This is a genomic window from Marinitoga sp. 1135 (assembly GCF_013363245.1).
GTDB classification, from domain to species: domain Bacteria; phylum Thermotogota; class Thermotogae; order Petrotogales; family Petrotogaceae; genus Marinitoga; species Marinitoga piezophila.
Genome location: NZ_LBEZ01000014.1, coordinates 74658 through 94860 on the forward strand (window position 1 = coordinate 74658; position 20203 = coordinate 94860).

The 20203-nt window shown below is 29.1% G+C and carries 20 protein-coding genes and 1 tRNA gene; 10 read left to right on the forward strand and 11 right to left on the reverse strand.

What is annotated here, in order from left to right:
* From amrB to XO10_RS06890, 8 genes are read left to right on the forward strand one after another with little or no spacing between them, the layout of a single operon-like run.
* Positions 1-807 carry an AmmeMemoRadiSam system protein B gene (gene amrB, locus XO10_RS06855; protein ID WP_175418401.1) on the forward strand — a complete coding sequence of 269 codons (807 nt, stop codon included), beginning with the start codon at positions 1-3 and terminating at the stop codon, positions 805-807.
* A gap of 24 nt (positions 808-831) precedes the next feature.
* Positions 832-1173, forward strand: coding sequence for an Asp23/Gls24 family envelope stress response protein (locus XO10_RS06860; protein ID WP_014296852.1), 342 nt, complete (start codon positions 832-834; stop codon positions 1171-1173).
* A 12-nt stretch (positions 1174-1185) separates the two neighbouring features.
* Entirely contained in the window at positions 1186-2850 is a 1665-nt protein-coding gene (locus tag XO10_RS06865) for a DAK2 domain-containing protein (RefSeq protein ID WP_014296853.1), read from the forward strand.
* Positions 2851-2864: 14 nt separating this feature from the next.
* On the forward strand, positions 2865-3722 hold the full coding sequence (locus tag XO10_RS06870; protein ID WP_014296854.1) for a glycine--tRNA ligase subunit alpha: 858 nt from the start codon (positions 2865-2867) through the stop codon (positions 3720-3722).
* The gene (gene glyS / locus XO10_RS06875; RefSeq protein WP_232223893.1) at positions 3715-5751 is read left to right on the forward strand and encodes a glycine--tRNA ligase subunit beta; all 2037 of its coding nucleotides are present in this window, start codon (positions 3715-3717) and stop codon (positions 5749-5751) included. The genes XO10_RS06870 and glyS overlap by 8 nt, the downstream gene beginning before the upstream one ends.
* Positions 5752-5777: 26 nt before the next feature.
* Positions 5778-6890: a TM0106 family RecB-like putative nuclease gene (locus XO10_RS06880; RefSeq protein WP_014296856.1), complete on the forward strand. Its 1113-nt coding sequence runs from the start codon at positions 5778-5780 to the stop codon at positions 6888-6890.
* Positions 6890-7792 (forward strand): GTPase Era, encoded by a 903-nt coding sequence (era, locus tag XO10_RS06885; protein WP_075780637.1) that lies wholly within the window; start codon positions 6890-6892, stop codon positions 7790-7792. Before XO10_RS06880 ends, era begins: the two co-directional genes overlap by 1 nt.
* Before the next feature lie 35 nt (positions 7793-7827).
* Positions 7828-8748, forward strand: coding sequence for a nucleoside hydrolase (locus tag XO10_RS06890; RefSeq protein WP_014296858.1), 921 nt, complete (start codon positions 7828-7830; stop codon positions 8746-8748).
* Positions 8749-8798: 50 nt separating this feature from the next.
* Here XO10_RS06890 and XO10_RS06895 read toward each other — a convergent pair whose 3' ends face one another.
* From XO10_RS06895 to XO10_RS06940, 10 genes are all read right to left on the reverse strand, one after another.
* Positions 8799-9977, reverse strand: a complete 1179-nt coding sequence (locus XO10_RS06895; RefSeq protein WP_014296859.1) for an ABC transporter permease — start codon at positions 9975-9977, stop codon at positions 8799-8801.
* Complete coding sequence (locus XO10_RS06900) at positions 9974-10660, reverse strand: ABC transporter ATP-binding protein (RefSeq protein ID WP_014296860.1); 687 nt, start codon at positions 10658-10660, stop codon at positions 9974-9976. Before XO10_RS06900 ends, XO10_RS06895 begins: the two co-directional genes overlap by 4 nt.
* A gap of 11 nt (positions 10661-10671) precedes the next feature.
* On the reverse strand, positions 10672-11652 hold the full coding sequence (locus tag XO10_RS06905) for an efflux RND transporter periplasmic adaptor subunit (protein WP_014296861.1): 981 nt from the start codon (positions 11650-11652) through the stop codon (positions 10672-10674).
* Positions 11649-12947: a TolC family protein gene (locus XO10_RS06910; RefSeq protein WP_175421319.1), complete on the reverse strand. Its 1299-nt coding sequence runs from the start codon at positions 12945-12947 to the stop codon at positions 11649-11651. Before XO10_RS06910 ends, XO10_RS06905 begins: the two co-directional genes overlap by 4 nt.
* 13 nt (positions 12948-12960) lie before the next feature.
* Positions 12961-13986: a hypothetical protein gene (locus XO10_RS06915; protein WP_014296863.1), complete on the reverse strand. Its 1026-nt coding sequence runs from the start codon at positions 13984-13986 to the stop codon at positions 12961-12963.
* 260 nt (positions 13987-14246) lie between these two features.
* Positions 14247-15137 carry a bifunctional enoyl-CoA hydratase/phosphate acetyltransferase gene (locus XO10_RS06920; RefSeq protein WP_014296864.1) on the reverse strand — a complete coding sequence of 297 codons (891 nt, stop codon included), beginning with the start codon at positions 15135-15137 and terminating at the stop codon, positions 14247-14249.
* Between the two features lie 28 nt (positions 15138-15165).
* Complete coding sequence (locus tag XO10_RS06925) at positions 15166-16014, reverse strand: carboxypeptidase-like regulatory domain-containing protein (RefSeq protein WP_175418404.1); 849 nt, start codon at positions 16012-16014, stop codon at positions 15166-15168.
* Positions 16015-16039: 25 nt separating this feature from the next.
* Positions 16040-17518 carry an apolipoprotein N-acyltransferase gene (gene lnt, locus XO10_RS06930; RefSeq protein WP_175421320.1) on the reverse strand — a complete coding sequence of 493 codons (1479 nt, stop codon included), beginning with the start codon at positions 17516-17518 and terminating at the stop codon, positions 16040-16042.
* A 16-nt stretch (positions 17519-17534) separates the two neighbouring features.
* The gene (locus XO10_RS06935; protein WP_368494263.1) at positions 17535-18515 is read right to left on the reverse strand and encodes an ExsB family protein; all 981 of its coding nucleotides are present in this window, start codon (positions 18513-18515) and stop codon (positions 17535-17537) included.
* Positions 18491-18958: a metallophosphoesterase gene (locus tag XO10_RS06940; protein WP_175421321.1), complete on the reverse strand. Its 468-nt coding sequence runs from the start codon at positions 18956-18958 to the stop codon at positions 18491-18493. The genes XO10_RS06935 and XO10_RS06940 overlap by 25 nt, the downstream gene beginning before the upstream one ends.
* Before the next feature lie 152 nt (positions 18959-19110).
* On the opposite strand from XO10_RS06940, the gene XO10_RS06945 reads away from it, so the two are divergent.
* Both XO10_RS06945 and XO10_RS06950 read left to right on the forward strand, forming a co-directional pair.
* A tRNA-Arg gene (locus XO10_RS06945) sits at positions 19111-19187 on the forward strand.
* A gap of 51 nt (positions 19188-19238) precedes the next feature.
* Positions 19239-19511, forward strand: a complete 273-nt coding sequence (locus XO10_RS06950; protein ID WP_014296869.1) for a stage V sporulation protein S — start codon at positions 19239-19241, stop codon at positions 19509-19511.
* A 28-nt stretch (positions 19512-19539) separates the two neighbouring features.
* Here XO10_RS06950 and XO10_RS06955 read toward each other — a convergent pair whose 3' ends face one another.
* A complete protein-coding gene (locus XO10_RS06955) occupies positions 19540-20193 on the reverse strand; it encodes an HAD family hydrolase (protein ID WP_175421322.1) in 654 nt (217 codons plus the stop codon).
* Positions 20194-20203: the final 10 nt, after the last annotated feature.

The window sequence follows — 20203 nt, forward strand, 5'->3', positions numbered from 1 at the left end:
ATGAGATATCCTGTAGTGGCTGGAACATTTTATCCTGCTGATTATGAAGAATTAAAAAAACAAATTTCATCTTTTTTTGAAAGATTTGAAGAGATTGAAATACCTGAAAAATCAATTGACTTAACGGGATTAATTGTTCCGCATGCTGGTTATGTTTTTTCAGGACAAACAGCGGCATATGGATATTATGAATTGATGAAAAAAGGAAAAGTAAAAACAGCAATAATTATTGGACCTAATCATACAGGTGTAGGTCCATCTTTGTCGGTATATCCAGAAGGTTCATGGTTAACCCCGTTTGGAACCATAGATGTGGATACGGAAATTTCTAATTTTATATTATCTGAATTGAGAATCAAAGGAGATATTATAGCTCATGAATATGAGCATTCTATAGAAGTGCAATTGCCGTTTTTGCAATATTTATATGGAAATGATTTTAAAATAGTTCCTATAATAATGGGAGTTCAAACATTAGAAATGTCGAAAAAGTTAAGTAAAGTTATAAAAAAACTTGCTAAAGATGGTGTGGTTATAATTGCATCAAGTGATTTAAATCATTATGAAAATCATGAAGTAACCCTGGAAAAGGGAAATTTTATTATAGAAGCCTTAAAAGAAAAATCGCCTGAAAAGGTATATGAGTATATAAAAAAATATAATATAACAGCATGTGGATTTGGAGCAATAAATACATTATTATATACAGGATTTGAAAATGTAAGAATATTACATCATACAACAAGTGGAGAAATATTTGGAGATTATGAAAGAACCGTTGGATATCTTTCGGCTATACTCGAATAAATAAAAATAACGGAGGTGTTATTTATGATTATAGAAACAGATCTCGGAACAGTGACCATAAAACCGGAAGTATTTAATGAAATAGTATATAGAGCAGCACTTGAATCATATGGTACTGTAGATATTGGAAAAGGTGGTTTATTAAATAAATTGGCATCTGTATTACAAAAGCCACAGGAAAAAGGTGTAGAAGTAATTGAAGAGGATAATAAGGTAACTGTAAATCTTTATATTTATATGGAATATGGTCTTCCTTTAAAAAGGGTTGCTGCTAATGCCCAGGAAAATGTCTATCATCGTATAAAGGAAGCTCTGGGGGATGTAGACGTAACAGTAAATGTAAAAGTAGTAGGAATAAAAATTTAAAGAGGTGAAAACATGAAGGAATTACATGCAAAGGATTTTTATATAGCATTTAAAAAAGCAGCAGAAACCCTTATAGTGAAAAAAGATGAAATAAATGCATTAAATGTATTTCCTGTTCCGGACGGGGATACAGGTTCAAATATGTCATCGGGTATGCTTGAAGCATGTGAATGGCTTGATAAGACTAAGAATAAAAATAAAATGAAAGATATAATGAAAAATATGAGAGATGGATTGTTAATGGGAGCCAGAGGAAACTCTGGAGTTATCTTATCTCAAATCTTTAGAGGTTTTACAGAAACCCTTGAAGATAAAGAAGTTGTAACTACAAAAGATTTTATAGAAGCTTTGAAAAAAGCGAAAGAGGTTGCATATCATGCGGTTATTAAGCCTGTTGAAGGTACAATGCTAACATTGATTAGAAAACTCGCAGAAAGAGCAGAAGAAGAATTATCTGATATAGAAGATTTTGAAGAGTTTATAAACAGATTATATGAAATTTCAGAAGAAATAGTAGAAGAAACGCCAAAATACTTGAAGAAATTAAGAGAAGCTAATGTTGTAGATGCTGGTGCAAAAGGGCTTAGCTATATAATAAAAGGTTTTAGAGATGCTATAAATGGAGATACTGAAGTAGATTTAAAGAATATAGAAAGTGCTTCAGCTGAAGAGATTAAAGAAATTGCATACGAAGAAATAAAATTCCAGTATTGTACAGAATGTGTTTTGAAATTAAATGATCCGGATATTTCAAAGGAAGAATTGGATAAAATAAGAGCATTTCTTGAAGAATTAGGTGACTCTATAGTGCTGGTTCATCAGGGAGATTTCTTAAAAACACATGTACATACAAATCATCCTGGAAAGGTTTTTGAAGAATTTTTATTATATGGAGAACTATATAAGGTAAAAGTTGATAATATGAAGGTACAACATGAACATGTAACTGAAACATATACTGCCGAAAATACTACAGATAATACAGAAGAACAAAATGAAGTTTTTGAAACAAATAATGAAAATTGGGGAATAATAACCGTTTCTCCGGGAGACGGATTGACTCAGATATTTAAGAGTTTAGGTGTTGATATGGTAATATTTGGTGGCCAAACAATGAATCCAAGTGTAAAGGATTTCATGGAAGCCATAGAAAAATTGCCACAAAAGAAGATATTAATATTGCCAAATAATCCAAATATTATACTTACAGCAGAAAAAGTTGCAGATATGGTTGAAGATAAAGAAGTATTGGTTGTAAAAACAAAGTATATTCAGGAAGGCGTAGCTGCAATGCTTGCATTTGATGATACAATGGAAAAGGACGAATTAAAAGAGGCAATTGAGTCTGAAATCTCAGCAGTTGTTCCTATTCAAGTAACATATGCAGTTAGAGATTCTGAAATAGCAGGAGAAAGCATTAAAAAAGATGAATATCTGGTATTTGTGGGAAAAGAATTAAAAGCACATGGATTTGATTTAAATGAAGCTGTTTTAAAGGTATTAAGAGAAAAATTGGCTGAAGGATTTGAAATAATGACAATATTCTATGGTCAGGATATAGAACAAAAAACAGCAGAATTAATAGCAAATGAATTAATGGAAGAATTTTCAGATTTAGAGGTTGAAATACACAATGGCGGACAACCTCATTATCCGCTGTTAATTTCACTTGAATAAAGGAGGAACTGACATTGTATATTCAGGATTTAATATTAAAATTAGATAAATTCTGGTCTGAATATGGTTGTGTAATAGAACAACCTTACGATATGGAGATGGGTGCAGGAACTTATCACCCATCAACATTTTTTAGAACATTAGGTGAAAAACCATTTAATGTTGCATTTGTTCAACCTAGTAGAAGACCAACAGATGGAAGATATGGTGAAAATCCAAATAGAATGCAAAGGTTTCATCAATATCAGGTAATATTAAAACCGTCACCAAAGGAATCCCAGGAAATTTATATAGAATCTTTAAAGGCGATAGGAATTAATCCAGATGAACATGATATACGTTTTGTAGAAGATAACTGGGAATCACCTACACTTGGTGCCTGGGGAGTAGGTTGGGAAGTATGGTTAGATGGAATGGAAATTACGCAATTCACATATTTCCAACAAATGGGTGGAGTTTCATTAAAACCTATTTCACTTGAAATTACATATGGAATAGAAAGACTTGCTATGTATTTGCAGGGAAAAGAGAATGTATATGAAACAATGTGGAATAAGTATGTGAAATATGGAGAAATGTTCAAAGAAAATGAAAGACAGTTCTCAATCTTTAATTTTGAAAAAGCAAATATAGAAGTGTTGTATAATCTTTTTGAAACATATAAAAACGAATTTGAGTATCTTATTGAAAATAAATTATATTTACCTGCATATGATTATCTTGTAAAAGCAGCGCATGCGTTTAATTTACTTGATGCAAGAAATGCAATAAGTGTAAATGAAAGACAGAAATATATACTTTTAATTAGAGACATGGCAAGAAAGACAGCACAAACATACCTCGAAGCAATTGGAGGAGAGAATGATGAATAAAAAGTCATTACTTGAAATAGGCGTTGAAGAATTACCTTCAAGTGAATATGAAAATATAATTACTCAGTTATATCAAAATATGGAAGAAGAATTAAAAAAACATAATATATCTTATACAAAGCTGGAAGTTTTCATTGCCCCAAGAAGATTTGGTGTTTATCTTGAAGGTTTACCAGAAAAAGAACCAGACATGATAATGGAAAGAAAAGGACCTGCTAAAAAGGTTTCATTTGATGAAGACGGAAATCCAACAAAACCATATCAGGGTTTTTTAAGATCTCTTGAAGGAACAGAGTATGAAATTGAAGAGAAAGAATTAAAAGGCAATATATATTTATTTGCAAAGATAAAAAAAGCAGGTAGACCTATTTCCGAATCCCTTGCAGAAATATATCCAGCTGTAATAAAAAAATTGAGATTTAAAAAACCAATGAGATGGTCAAATGGTGAATATGAATTTGTTAGACCGGTGCATTGGATAATGGCGTTATTAGATTATGATATAATAGATTTTGAATTGTTCGGAATTAACTCTTCAAGAAGAACTTTCGGGCATAGATTTATGAGTAAAGGCGAAGTATTTATTTCCAGACCTGATGAGTACTTTGACATATTAAGAGAAAATTTTGTAATTGCTAATTACTCAGAAAGAAAAGAAAGAATTAAAGAAGAGTTAGAAAAGGTTGCTGTAAATAATGAATTGGAAATAGAAATGGATGAAGAATTAATAAATGAAATTGCTCAATTAACAGAATATCCGGCAGCTGTTGTGGGAACATTTAACGAAGAATATTTAATGCTTCCAGAGGAAGTAATAAAAATAACAGTTAAACATCATCAAAGAAGTTTTGTTGCAAGAAAAAATGGTAAGATTTCAAATAATTATATAGCATTTCAGGATGGATTAAGTGAAGAAAAAAATGTTGTAAACGGTTATTCGAGGGTTATTAACGCAAGACTTGACGATGCAAAATTCTATTATGATGAAGATTTAAATACACCTGTTGAGGTGTATTTAAAGAAATTAAATCAAATTACATATCAGGCTGGTCTAGGAACATATTTAAATAAAATAAATATAATGATGAAAATTTCAGAATTAATAGCAAAATCATTGGATTATAAAAACGAAAATCTCATAAAAGCAACAGAACTTTCAAAAATAGACATACCTTCACATATAGTTTATGAATTCCCGGAATTACAGGGAGCAATGGGAAGGATATATTTAAAACATCATAATTATTCTGAAGATGTATATATTGTTGCTGAAGAACATTATAAACCAGTTGAAGAAACCGATACTTTGCCTTTGGAACTTAATTCTTTAATAGTTTCTATGGCAGATAAACTTTATGATATAGTTGGATTCTTTGGAATAAATAAAATTCCAACAGGTTCAAAAGACCCATTTGCTTTAAGAAGAAAGGCATATGGTGTATTAAGAATAATAATAGAAAACAACTGGGATATAGATCTTGAAGAACTAATGAGAAAAATTTCAGAATTAATAGGTGTTGAATATAAGGAAAATGAAATTTCCGAATTCTTTAAAAATAGGTTTGAAACTTATTTATCAAGAAAGAAAATCTCTTCAGAGGTTATAAATACAGTTTTGGTAAATTGGAATAAACCATTAAGAGCATATCTTGCAGCAGAAGCTTTAAATGAAGTTGTAAATTCCGAAGAATTTAAGGTATTTATAAAAACATTCCAGAGGGTTCAGAATATATCTAAAAAGCATAATTCATTGAAATATGAAGGAAGATTATTTAAAGAAGAAGCAGAAAAGCAATTGTTTGAAAAATACCTTGAAACCAAAGGAAAGATAGAAGAAAAATTAGAAAGATTAAGCTACAAAGAAGCAATAGATGAATTATTAACCATGAAAGATAGTATTGACAATTATTTTGATAATGTATTTGTTATGGATAAAGATGAGAGTATTAGAATGAATAGATTGGGATTTTTGAAAAATATAGCCAATCTATTCCTTGAATTTGGAGATATATCCAAGTTATACAGTTAATAAAATAAAAAGTTGGAGCTGAAAAAATGGATTTGTTAAATTATCAAAATATAAAAAAATGTCCGTATTTTGTTTCAAGTTATAAAAGGCCGGGGAAATACTTTGATATAGAATTAAATGGAGTAAAAATTACAGCCAATTATGATGATTATGATAAAAGACGTAAGGTAATAAGGATATCGAGAGAATCAAGAAAATTAAAACTAAGTCATATATTTCATATAATTAGCGTATATCTTTACTTTAAAAAAAAGGGTAAAGAAGTACGCGGAGTTGAAATAACCTTAGAAAGCAAAATGCATTATTTTTCAGAAAGATGGATTATAAAAAAGCTTCCAACTTTTGAAAAAGAAATAGAAACCTTTAAACGATTAAATGAAAAAAATCCCGGCAATTATTGTAAATTCTGTAAATTAAAAAGCAGATGTCACAAAGAATTGCTTGAAAAAGGCAATCTAAATATAGTGCCTGGTATTTCAAAAAGTTACCTGAATCTTTTAAAGGATCTGGGAATTAATCCTTTAAAAACAGTTGAAAAAAATAGAATTGAGCAGGTTCCTCCGCAGTTCAGGAAACCATTATATAACTTAAAATCATTAATGGAAAATAAACCTATAATAATAAATAAATTTGATATTCCTGAGAAATACATAGTATATGATGTGGAAACTTATAAAGAACTTGATTTTCTTCATGGAATATTATATCAGGGAAAATATAAACCATTTTTAAATGTTCAGAATACAGATGATAACCTTGAAAAATTTTTGAAATTTTTAAAAGGAACAAAAGAGATAATTGTGCATTATGATGTATATGATATAAAAAGATTGCAATTAATTACCAAGAATCGTTCTCATTTATATAAATATCTCGATAAAATTGAAAACAGGTCATATGATTTATATGAAAAGATTCAAAAGAATGTGGCATTACCTGTAACTTCATACTCTTTAAAGGATATCAGTCGTTTCTTTGGATTTAAATGGAGAACAGACCTCAATGGATATGCAATATTTATTGAGTATAAAAACTTTCTGCGTGGAAATAAGGAAAGTCTGGATAAAATAATTACATATAATGAAGATGATTGCAGAGCTACTGAAAAAATAATGAAAAGCTTAAAGGAGCTGATGTAATGAAAAGCGGATTTGTTGCTGTAGCGGGAAAGCCTAATGTTGGGAAATCGACATTAATAAATGCATTAATGAAGAAAAAGGTTGTAATAGTTTCTGATAAACCACAGACTACAAGAAATAGGGTAAACTGTATCTTAAATACTGAAAATGCACAAATAGTATTGGTAGATACTCCGGGTATTCATAAACCCTTGCATAAATTTGGAGAATATATGGTAAAGATAGCGGTTAATGCCTTAAAAAGCCAGGATATGGTTTTATTCCTTGTTGATCCTATTGATCAGGTGAGGGAATCAGATATTAATATAGCTAAAATAATAAAAGAATCAAATATCCCAACAATATTGGTAATAAATAAAATTGATGCAGCAACACCAGAGCAGGTTCAGGAAGCAGAAACAAGAATAAAAGAAGCTTTTGAAGATGCAAAAAATTTAATAGAAATAATAAAAATTTCAGCATTAACAGGTGAAAATCTTGAAGTCCTTATGGATAAGATAATAGAAAATTTACCAGAAGGTCCACAATATTATCCAGAAGATATGGCAACAGACAGACCTCTTGCTTTTATGATTTCTGAATTAATCAGGGAGAAAATCTTCCATTTAACTTCAGAGGAAATTCCACATTCAACAGCTGTTGTTGTTGAGGAAATTACAGATAAAGAGGATCTGGTATATATTAGAGCTGAAATATATGTTGAAAGAAAGTCTCAAAAAGGTATTATAATAGGCCAAAATGGGCGTATGATAAAGAAGATAGGTATGCTTGCAAGGAAGGACATAGAAGCTTTATTAGACGATAAGGTATATCTTGATTTATATGTAAAAGTAAAAGAAAAATGGAGAAAAAAAGACTCGATAATCTTAAACACAATAGGATTAAAAGATGATTTAGAATAATTGTTTATTATATATATTTGACTGGGGGGGAAAATGTGAAAAGAAAGATAATCCTTGACTGTGATCCTGGACACGATGATGCAGTGGCAATATTACTTGCAGGTATTTCAGAAAAAATAGATTTATTGGGAATAGTGTCTGTTGCAGGTAATTCATATGTAGAAAATACTACACGAAATGCATTAATACTTACGGAAATGGGAAAAATAAATGTTCCTGTCTTTCAGGGTTCTGCGAAACCTTTAATAAGAGATCAAATAGTGGCACCGGATATTCATGGAGAAAGTGGTCTGGAAGGAGCAAACCTTCCTTTACCTACAAAAAAGGTTGAAGAGAAAAATTACTTAGAATTTATGGCTGAAAAGGTAAAGGAAAATCCTGGCAAAATAACCTTTGTTGCTGTGGGTCCTTTAACAAATATCGCCAAATTTGCTCTGAATTATCCGGAATTAGTTTCACAGGTAGAAGAACTGGTAATAATGGGTGGAGGAATAGAATTTGGAAATGTGAAACCGCGTGCGGAATTTAATATATATGCGGATCCAGAAGCAGCGCAAATAGTTTTTAATGCTGGTTTTAACCTTACAGTATTTCCACTTGATGTTACACATCAGGCAAAGATACATATGAATGAAATAAAAGAAATGCAAAAATTCAGTTCTGAGATAGTATCAAAGATGGGAATTTTATTGGAATTTTTTCACCAGACATATTATGATGTTTTTAAAATAGAAGGAGCACCTTTACATGATCCATGTACAATAGCTTATTTAATAAAACCGGAGTTATTTGAATTCAAAGAATATTATGCTCAGGTTGAGGTAAAAGGCGAATTGACATATGGAGAAACAGTAGTTGATTACTGGCAATTTGAAAAACCAAATTCAAAGTGGGCATTGAAGGTAAATAGAGAAGAATTTATAAAATTATTATTTGAAGAATTAAAAAAATATTAGTAAATATAATAAAAAACAACAAAAGCCTATATGGCTTTTGTTGTTTTTTATTATTCATATCTTAAAGAATCAACCGGGTTAAGTTTAGAAGCTTTTACAGCAGGAGACACTCCAAAAAATAGGCCTATACTCATAGAAATAAGAACAGTCATTATTATCTGATTAATATCAAAGAACGGAGTAATCTTTATTAATATACCAATACCTTTTGATACGTATAATCCTATAATAAGTCCAATTATTCCAGCCACTGTTGTTAAAAAGATTGATTCTGTTAAAAATTGCATAAGTATATTAGCGTTTGTAGCACCAATAGCTTTTTTTATACCAATTTCACGAGTTCGTTCAGTAACAGAAACGAGCATTATATTCATAATACCTATACCGCCAACAAGCAATGAAATTCCAGCCACAATACCAAAAACAAGATTTAACATATTTGTTATTTCATTAACAGTTCCCAGCATCTCTGTTTGACTGTATATTTCAAAGTATTTTTTATCTTTTATCTTGTTTTTTAGAAAAAATTGAATTTCTGCTTTTGCCTGTTCAATAACTGCTCCATTTTTGGCTTTGGCAAAAAATTCATTTATAGCATTGGTTTTTAAAATTCGTTCAATTAATGTAGTATAAGGTATAAAGATACTATTAGCGACATTGAGGAACATGTTAATGTCTTTTTTCTTTAAAACGCCTACAACTTTTAATTTTATAACTCTGTCTTTAATTTTTAATTTTATATATTTTCCTATTGGGAATTCATGTTTAAACAATTTTTGAGCTATATTTTCTCCTATCATAGCAACCATTAAACGTGCTTTATTATCGGCGTCATTTATTAATCGCCCTTGTAATATTTCCAATTTATATAATTTTATAAAATCATTTGTTGTTCCAAATGTTTGACCGGGAAATTTGTTTTTTCTGTATGATGCTTCTGCAAAACTTGATATATTAGGAGTTATTTCGGAAATATATTGAGAATTTTTTTTGAAAGTCTCTAATTCTTTTATAGTAATTTTTTCTTTAGGAGAATAAGCATATGCGATAATTATATTGGATCCAATGGATTCAATATCTTTTTTTACTGAATATGTAGCTCCATTTCCAAGAGATAATACAACTATAACAGCCATTACACCTATTATTATTCCAAGCATTGATAAAAATGATCGCATTTTATTTCCAAATAATGATCTGAAAGCTTCTTTTATCATTTCTATAATCATTTGAAACTCTCCTTTTGTATTAATCCGTCTTTCAAATAAATATTATGTGTTCCAAGACTTTCTAAATCAGGATCGTGTGTAACAATAATTACAGTCATTCCAGATTTATTGAGATCTTTTAATATATTTATAATATCTTCACCGCTTTTTGAATCTAGATTTCCTGTGGGTTCATCTGCCAGTATATATTGTGGGTCATTTGCAAGTGCTCTTGCAATTGCAACTCTTTGCATTTGTCCTCCAGAAAGTTGCGAGGGTTTATGATGAATTCTATCACCTAATCCAACCATTTCCAATAATTCTTTGGCTTTTTTTCGTCTTTTAGAAGATGGAAGTCCTTTATAAATCATTGGTAATTCAACATTTTCCAATGCAGTAAGTTTTGGTAATAAATTAAATTGTTGAAATACAAAGCCTATTTTTTCTCGCCTGATACGGGCTAATTTTTTTTCTGAAAGATTACTTACATCCATATTGTCTACATATACTTTTCCAGAGGTTGGAGTATCAAGACACCCTATTATATGAAGAGTTGTAGATTTTCCAGAGCCAGAAGGGCCCATAATTATAACAAACTCTCCAGCTTTTATCTTAAAATTAATCCCATCAAGTGCATTTACATTAACTTCTCCCATTTTATAGACCTTTTTAACATCTTTTACTTCAAAAATCACCTTTTCCATTATTTCACCTTCTAAAAAATGGAAAGATTTTTATCTGCAGCTTTAATCATTATTGTATCACCATCTTTTAATCCTTCTTTTACTTCTATAAAATCATCAGTAATTAATCCTATTTTTATTTCTTTCTTTTCAATTTTGGGATTTCCATTTTCATCAACACCATTTTTGATTTTTACATAGGTTTTTTCATTTTCAAAAATTACAGCATCTGATGGAATTTTTATTATATCTGTAAGATTTAACGTTGTAATTTCACCTTCTGCAGTTGCTCCAAAGTAAATCTTTTTGTGTTTATCGCTATTTTTAGTAATGATTTTCGCTTTTATTTTCACTTTATCAGATGAACCTTTTTCAACAGTTCCTGGCGAAATATAGGAAATTACTCCCTCAAAATATTCCCCGGAAAGTCCATTGATTTTTAATTTTATTTTTTGATTTAATTTAATTTTATTATAGTCAAAAATGTCAATATATCCAATAAATTCTAATGTTGAATCATCTGCTATTATGCATAATTTTTGTTGAGAAGGCAAAATATCTCCTTTTCTTACATTTAATCCAAATATTATACCGTTGATAGGAGCTTTTATAAGCGTATTTTCATAATTTAGTTTAGCTTTTTCATAAGATAATTTTTTAATTTTTTCTTCCAATGTATTTGTACCCTTCACTTCTTCATAAGCTAATTGAGCATTTAACATGGAAATCTTATAGTCAAGATCGTCCACTTTCAAAATTTTATCCCCTTTTCTTAGATACTGCCCGTTTTTAGTAAATATTTCCTTTACTTCTCCGCCTATTTTTGAGTATATTATATAAAAATTTTCAGGATATACATATCCGTCTACATTAATAAATTCCGTTAAATCCCCTTTTTTTACAACATATTCTATTTCATTATTTATATTTGAAAAAGCTTTATTTGCATTACAGGATATTAATATCATAATAAGAGCTAAAATAATAGAGATAACAATTATTTTTCTTTTCATCTATTTAATTCCTCCTCAAAAATACTTATAATATCATATCCAAGGACATTATATAATGTAAGTTTATCAAATAACAGTTCAGCTTTTATTCTTTCATATTCAAAATGTGTTTTTAACATATTTATTTTTTCAAGTTTTAATTCATTTAAACTCAAATATCCTTTCTCATATTGTTTTTTTGCAGTTTCATAATTGATTTCAGAAATCTGCTTTTCAAGATCAATACTTTTAAGCTGTAATTCGTCGTTATTTATTTTCTCCTGGATGTTTTTTATTTCGGTGGAAATAGCATTTAATTTGTTCTTATATTTTTTTAATGAAATAATATAATCCATATCCATGCTTTTTTTCGTATTTTGTCGATAGTTGTTATCAAATATATTGTATGAAAAATTTAAAAATATTGTTGTATCTGTTTTATAGCTATTGGTTAAATCGTTTTTATTATAATTCATTAAAATTCCCATATTTATATCAGGAAGATCATAAACAAATTTTCTTTTGAGCTTTGCTTTGTTTTTTTCAACTTCAAGAAGAGCAGCTCTTATATCTTCTCTATTTAATGGAATTTCCGTTATTGTTGAGGGCATAGAGAGTTCAATTAATATAACATCGGGGATATTATATTCTTTAATTTTATTAATAGATATCTGCAGATTATTAATAGATATCTTTTCATTTAAATAATTTTTTTGAAGAGTTAGATATTCTATTTTTCCAATAATGCCTTTTACATACTTCTTTTTAGCCTCATAGAACAATTGTTTCCTTATTTCAAAAGCTTCTTTTTGAAGATTTAATAAATTACTATAATAATTATAATAATAAGCGTTTTTTAAAGTATTTATAAATAGAGAATTTTTTAAATTTTTTAATTCCCATTTTGTGGATAATAATAAAATCTTTTTATCTATATTATTTAAATCATCAAAAGAAAATAATTTTTTAGAAATGCTAACAGAGTAAGAATTATTATTGTTGTTAAAATCAGACGTATATTTGAGGGTTCCAATAATATCAAAACCATAAATTTTCATATTTAAAGATAAAGGAATTTCAAGTTGCTTAAAATTATTGTTGTCGTAAAATCTGCTTGTAAATACACCTTCATTGATACCTATATTTTTTAAGATAGATTCTTCCATTTTTAGATTATTCAAAGCATTATTATAAGAATTTAAAGCCATTAAATATTGAGTATCATTTTCTATTTTTTCAACTATTTTATCAACGAAATTTGCAAATATTGTAAGGGTCAATAATGTCCAGAATAAAATTAAAAAGCTTTTTTTCATAATCTACACCTCATTAATTTAAAGAGATGATTTCTTCAATACAACTCTCAAAATCGCTTCCTTCTAAGGATATAAGATCTATATAAACTGAAACAACTTCATTATATTTTAAGGTTATTTGATTTAATGTGGAAAGATAATCAATCTTTAATTGATTATACTGTGTTTTTTCAATAAGTCCATTTTTTAATTTCATTTCAGCATTTTTTAATTGTAATTTGATATATTCCTGTTGAAGTTTATTTATTCTAATTTCATTCAGCAAACTGTTAAATCTGTTTATTAAGTCATTTATTTGTTTTTCTTTTAAATTTTTAACTTTTAAAAGATTATATTGCCCTTTTTTAAATTCTATTTCTTTCTTTTTTAGTTCAAATCCGCTTAGAATATCTTTTGTGGCATTAAATTCTTCTTCCAGAATTTCATAATTTAGCATTTGCCTTTTTAAATCAATATCATTATTCATTAATGATTTAATATCAAAGTGTTTTTTGGTTATTTTATCCTCATTTACAACAATATTATTTAAATTTATTTGCGAAATTCCACAAAACTTTTTGAATTCATCTATTATATTGTTATATTTTTCATTTATCGTATCATATATGTACTTAGCGTTTTTTAGTTGATATTCAGCATTTAATAATTCTATTTTGCTTATGAGATTTTTATTGTATAATTTTTGAGATTTTTCATAGTTATATTTAGCATTTTCGTAGTTTAATTTTTTAATATTTAAATCTCTTGCAGTTACATCAAGATTGAATAGATAATTTAAAAATCTTTTGTATAAATCCTTTTGTGTATTTAAATAATACCCGGTTTTATCTAAATGCATTATTTCACTTTTTATTAATGCTATAGTACTATCTGCTGTGATTCTGGCATTTTCATATTCCATAAGTTGTTCTTCCCTGCTTAACTCATTTAACAGATAATCCACGTTATTTTCTTTGAAAGAAGAGATATAATCTTTAATTCCTTCTGCATAAACAATAACGGTACCAATTAAAAGTAAAATAACAAAAAACTTTTTCACAATCCCACTCCTTTCATAATGTGAATAAATTCTTTTTTCTCGATATAATATTATATCATTTTTTTCTATGGTTTCAACCATAAAAATAAAATTTAACTGAAAATTAACAAAAAAATTTAAAAATAATCTTGTAATTTACTTTTTATCGTATTATATGAATTTGTCAATATTAGTGTTTTTTAAATAAAGTAAAATTGAAACAGAATAATAAAAAGCCTGATTCATAATGAATCAGGCTTTTTGTTTATTAAACTTATAAATTATTTTTCTGATTTTAATACAGCAAGTGCAAGTGATGCAAGTTTTGACTCGGCTGTGTCAGCTCTTGATACAATAACTATAGGAGCTTTTGCACCTAAAACAAGACCAGCTATTTTACCGTTTGCCAGGTAAACAGCAGCTTTTCCAAGAACATTACCAGCATGAATATCTGGTACAACAAGGATATCTGCATGACCAGCAACATCGCTTTTAATCTTTTTGATTTTTGCTGCCATTTCGCTCAATGCATTGTCCAATGCCAAAGGTCCGTCAACTGTACAGCCTTTAATTTGACCTCTTTTGTTCATTTGTGTGATAATTGCTGCATCCATTGTCTCTGGCATATCTGGATTTACAACTTCAACAGCGGCTAATAATGCAACCTTTGGATTTTCAATTCCCATTGAATGAGCTAATTCAACAGCGTTGTTGATTATAGCAACCTTTTGATCTAATGTAGGTTTTATTATCATTCCACCGTCTGTTACTAATTTTAATGAATCAAGTGCATCTGTTTCAACTATTGCTACATGGCTTAATACGCTTCCTGTTCTAAGACCCCATTCTTTATTTAATACAGCTTTTAATAATTTTGATGTTTTTATTAAACCTTTCATTACAATATCTGCTGCACCTGAAGAAACTAATCTAACTCCCTGTTCTGCGGCTTCTTCTTCTGTTTTTGCGTCGATTATATCGAATTCTTTTCCTAATTCCTTTAAATTTTCTTCAATAATTTCTTTGTTACCAACTAATACAGGTTCTACAAAACCTTCGTCGTATGCGGCAGAAACAGCCTTTAAAGCCTCTTTATCTTCTGCACCAACTACTACAACCCTTTTTTTGTTTACTGTTTTTGCTTTTTCAATAACATCTTTTAAAGTTCTCAACCTGAATTCCCCCTTTATATAAGAGTTTTTATTGATCACCTATTGAAATATTAATTTGAACGGTGGCAGGTTCTAATTCAATATATCTTGCAAGATAGTAAGAATATCCCAGATCAGGATCATTCTCGTAATAAAAAGTAGCATTACTTTTTGCGACACCGATATTATAAATTCCTGGTCCAAGTTTTATTTTATTAAACTTAAAATATCCATCTTTATTGGTAATTGTTGAATATAATACAGTTGAATTATCTGTTGGAAGTATTAAAACAACTCTTCCAGGTTTTGGGGTTGCCAGTTCTCCTAAGTCTGAATTGTCATATACATGTCCTTCTATAGTTCTATAATCTGCTTCGGTATCTGCAACAGTCCATGCCCGTATTATTGGCGAAAACTCTTCAAGCGATGAATTATATGAATTTCCAATATCAAAATCAATGATTAGGTTATAAGTTCTTCCGGCACTTATAGAATCAATATTAACTGTAATATCCATTTCAGTTGATGAAATAGATATGTTCTTTGTTTTATCTTCTTCTACAATTGTTGCCGTTGGTGAAAGAATTACAGAAATTTTAGCGTTTTTTAAGTCTTTTTCGTTAATATTAAATTCTTTGATCTTTTCAAGAGTTCCAGCAAGTGTAAGAAAATTTTTTTCATAATTGCTTAATAATTCAATATTGGTGGAATCAGAGGTTAATTTCATTGATGCGACCTTTAAAGTTGCTTCTGAAATGCTTTCATCTGGTGCATCGGTTAGATAAACAATTATTTTGGTTAATTCTTCTGAGGGTTGAGGTTTTGGTTTAACGCATCCGGTTAATGAGAAAAGGAAAATAATGAGTATCATTGTGGTTATAAATACTTTTTTTAGCAAAATTTTTCACCTCTTTTTATTTTATTTATATAAGACTAAAGATTATTGCTAAAATAAGGATAATTACAATTATGATATTTGCATATTTTGTATAGAATGTAATTTCGTTATTTAATGGAACTGAAAATTGAGCACCTTTATATGTATGTGTTGGTAATGTGTTTATTATTCTTCCGTATTTATCTACTATTCCGGTAATACCGGTATTTGAAACCTGTATAAATGTTCTTCTGTTTTCTGCCGCTCGTAAAACAGATTTGGAAAAATGTTGTAGTAGAGCTGTTTTATGAGAAAACCATCCATCATTACTTATGGCGACTAAGAATTGAGCACCGTTTTTTGTGAAGTTTCTTGAAAGTTCTGGAAAATATGTTTCAAAACAGATTTGAACACTGAATTTTTTGCCATTTAAGTTGAGTATAGAGTATTCATCACCTGGTGTGTAAAAGCTTACTAACTTAAAGAAAGAAAATAAGCTGAAGACGCTTTTATATGGTAGAAACTCTGCAAAAGGCATTAATCTAATTTTGTTATATATATTTTCTATTTCACCATTTTTGTTTATGTATATAGCGCTGTTATAATATTCACGTTTTTCATAATCAACAGTGGGAAAACCCATGAGCCAGTTTTTATCTGATAACTTAATGGCTTCTTTAATGACTTTGAATATTTCATCATTTCTTATGTCTTTTATAAATACAGCTTCTGGCAGGATTAATAGTTCAGAATTATCCTTGCTTTTTTCTATGTATTTTGATATTTCCACATATGATTTCCACATGTCATTTGAGTATTTTACTTCCTGAGGAACATTTGTCTGGAATACACTGATTTTAACGGAATTTTCTGAGGTGTTTATCATAGGTAATTTTTCTGAGATTGTAAAGTTTATTATATATAGTATGCCTATAATAAAAATACCGATTTTAAGTCTTTCGCGTTCAGATGAAAATGCAATATATGCATTAACGAATAATATTAATATGGTAAGTCCAATACTACCTGTAAAAGGGAGTATTTGTAGAAATCCTGTGTGCATGTAAAGCGCATCGGATAAGTTTGCACCTGTAAATGCAAGGTCTCCAAATTGTTTTAAAATTTCAGCTGCTGCATATGAGAATACAGAAAATAGTATTAAAGATGTTTTGTTTATAACGCGCGATTTTCTGAAATATAATTCTCCTAAAATCCATATAATATAATATGGAATTGTAAGTATTAGAATCATAAGCAGATATGAGAAAAAGCCTATATATCCCGGGAATGTTTTTATTACCTCGGGAATGTTTTTGGTTAAAACAGGTACTTCCCACCATAATGTGGTTACCATTAACGAATAACTATATAAAAAGACTTTTATCAGTCTTTCTAATGTTTTTTTTGAGTTTACAAATGAATATATAAATGGAGCAACAGAAAACCAGACGAGAAATGAAGATAAATTTCCCGGCATTGATAATCCAGTTAAAATTCCTGAAATCAAAGGCAAAATATAGTTCAAAATATCCCTCCTGAAATTATTTCATGTATTCAAAATCTACTACATGGAATGTTGCAAGTCTTTCGTTTTTACTTTTTTTCCATTCTATTTCTATTGGTGCAGCAAATTCTGGTTGTAATCTTCCTTTGTCTACCCAATATTTTGATTCTTTATGGTTAAATATACCAGGATTTACGCTTATTGTTAATTTTATAGGCTTGTTTACAATATAGACTTCATCAATGCTTTTTTCTGAATTTAAGATATCTATAATTTCATTGTATATTTCCTCAGGTGGATATGGTTTTATGTTTATTAAAGCAATATTTTTTGATAAAGGACCTATTATTTTTACATTAGCAATTTCTCTTTTGTAGTTATATTTGTCTAAAATGTCATGTATTACTTCGTTTGCGAATGAAACGGCTCTTCCGTGATAATCCATGTTTATTAATAATTTTAAAAGATGTTTTAATTTGCATCCTTCTCTATGGGCATTTTCCCCAACTTTTCTGATTTTAATGTTATATATTTTAATAATTTCCCTTAATTCTTCTTTTGTTAAGCCAATAATGGGTGAATAGAGATTGTTCATTACTTTTATTTCTGTTTTTCCCCATGAGTCCGATTGATTTGCACCTGTTGCAACAAGTTTATCTCCTGCAACAGACTTTACTCCTGACATTTTAAGTTTTCTAGTACATTGATTACAGTTTGGTCCTTTTTTCATTATTTTGTATTGTGCCATGTGCTTGTCAGTAAATATAATTTCAAGATCCAAATCCTCAGCGGTTCTTAAAACAGATTCTATACTTTTTGAATAAGCAAATGGACCAAATAATACGTTTACTAATTTTACGCGGTTTTTCCCCAAAGCTTCTTTTGCTAAAAATGCTGTTACTGTGCTATCCATGCCGCCAGAAAAGGCTACGTATAATATGTCGTCTTTTACTAAATCCTTTATTTCTGCTTTGATCTGTTCAACCTTTTTTTCTATATTTTCTGGAATTTCAAAGATACTTCATCACTCCCTATTTCCAATATTGCATAACTGTTTTCACAAAATGCACCTGGATTTATGCATCTAATATTATTTATTATTCTGTCATCAGGTCTGTGCGTATGTCCGTATATCATAATATCAATATTGCTGAATCTTTTTATAAGACGCTCAGGATCTCCCCATCCTGCCTGATGTCCGTGTATAATTCCAATTTTTTTGCCTTCAATATTTATAATACGTTTTTCAGGTAATGAATATTTTACATCATAATAATCTGCATTTCCATATACGCCAATAAATTCAGGTGACTGAGCTTTAAAATAAAAAATAACCTCTTCTTCTATAAAATCACCTGAGGCTATAATATAATCATATTTTGAACAATCAATTTTTTCCAATTGCAAATACGTGCTGCGTGTTGGAATATGAATATCTGAAATTAAGAGTATTTTTTTCATATATATCACCCACTTTTATTATACCAGATTTTTTATAAACTTCTTATTAAATTTCTATTGTTCAATGAGAAAATAGAATACAGTATGCAAAAATTTTCTTTTTATCACTTGATTAAATTCGATTTTTACAGTATAATATATAAGGAAGTCTTGCACCTGTAGCTCAATTGGATAGAGCGTCGGACTTCGGATCCGCAGGTTGGGGGTTCGAATCCCTCCAGGTGCGCCATTACACGCCAATAATCGCAGAAATAGTATTAAAAAAAGGGAGGTAAGATTTATGGCAGAAGTAGAAGTATTAAAAGTTGCTGCAAACTCAAAACCTATTGCTATCGCTGGCGCATTAGCTGCAATTATAAGGGAAAAGGGGAAAGCTGAAATCCAGGCTATTGGAGCAGGTGCTGTTAATCAGGCTGTAAAAGCAGTTGCTATTGCACGTGGTTATGTAGCACCAAGCGGGATTGATCTTGTATGTATTCCAGCATTTGTTGATGTAAAAATCGATTCAGAAGAAAGAACAGCTATAAAGTTCGTTGTTCAACCAAGAAAATAAAAAGGGCTTAACGCCCTTTTTATTTTTTTTATATTGTATTATAAGCACTTTCTATTATTTTATTTTTTATTGTTAAAAGTTCTTTTATGTCATATATTATAAAATCTGCATCTTTTACTTCTTCCAGTGCATAGCCATATGTACAACCCACAGATAATATTCCATTCTTCTTTGCTGCATCTACGTCTTTATGTCTATCTCCAATCATAACAAAATCTTTCTTCCCTTTGGTTATTAGTTTTAATACATAATCCTTTTCTGCCCAGTTATACATTTCAGAACAATGTGGGAAATCTATGTATTTATTTAATTCTTTTTCCAACAATGCGTTTAAATATTTTTTGTTGCAATTGGAAAGTATATATAATGTGTGATTTTCGTTTTTTAATGTTTTTAGTACTTCGATTGCGCCGTCAAAAAAGATTTCATTTTTAGGAAGTTTTTCTATTATTTCAATTTCGTATTTATCAAGCAATTTTATGGCTTTTTCTATAATTTCGGGGTCTTTTGTGTTTAAAAGACCATAAAAGATGTCATCTATTGTATAACCTATGTATTGTAAGATTTCTTCTTTTTCAATGTTAGGATTATATCCAAGATCTTTTAATAATTGTCTTATTGCAGGTATTGCAATGTTTTCTGTATTGATTAATGTTCCATCGAGGTCAAATATAAAATTCACTTTTTCACCG

Excerpts from the sequence above, each read along its gene's own strand:
- amrB (WP_175418401.1), top strand. The coding sequence starts at position 1 with ATGAGATATCCTGTAGTGGCTGGAACATTTTATCCTGCTGATTATGAA.
- XO10_RS06860 (WP_014296852.1), top strand. The coding sequence starts at position 832 with ATGATTATAGAAACAGATCTCGGAACAGTGACCATAAAACCGGAAGTA.
- XO10_RS06865 (WP_014296853.1), top strand. The coding sequence starts at position 1,186 with ATGAAGGAATTACATGCAAAGGATTTTTATATAGCATTTAAAAAAGCA.
- glyS (WP_232223893.1), top strand. The coding sequence starts at position 3,715 with ATGAATAAAAAGTCATTACTTGAAATAGGCGTTGAAGAATTACCTTCA.
- XO10_RS06880 (WP_014296856.1), top strand. The coding sequence starts at position 5,778 with ATGGATTTGTTAAATTATCAAAATATAAAAAAATGTCCGTATTTTGTT.
- era (WP_075780637.1), top strand. The coding sequence starts at position 6,890 with ATGAAAAGCGGATTTGTTGCTGTAGCGGGAAAGCCTAATGTTGGGAAA.
- XO10_RS06895 (WP_014296859.1), bottom strand. The coding sequence starts at position 9,977 with ATGATTATAGAAATGATAAAAGAAGCTTTCAGATCATTATTTGGAAAT.
- XO10_RS06900 (WP_014296860.1), bottom strand. The coding sequence starts at position 10,660 with ATGGAAAAGGTGATTTTTGAAGTAAAAGATGTTAAAAAGGTCTATAAA.
- XO10_RS06905 (WP_014296861.1), bottom strand. The coding sequence starts at position 11,652 with ATGAAAAGAAAAATAATTGTTATCTCTATTATTTTAGCTCTTATTATG.
- XO10_RS06910 (WP_175421319.1), bottom strand. The coding sequence starts at position 12,947 with ATGAAAAAAAGCTTTTTAATTTTATTCTGGACATTATTGACCCTTACA.
- XO10_RS06940 (WP_175421321.1), bottom strand. The coding sequence starts at position 18,958 with ATGAAAAAAATACTCTTAATTTCAGATATTCATATTCCAACACGCAGC.
- XO10_RS06950 (WP_014296869.1), top strand. The coding sequence starts at position 19,239 with ATGGCAGAAGTAGAAGTATTAAAAGTTGCTGCAAACTCAAAACCTATT.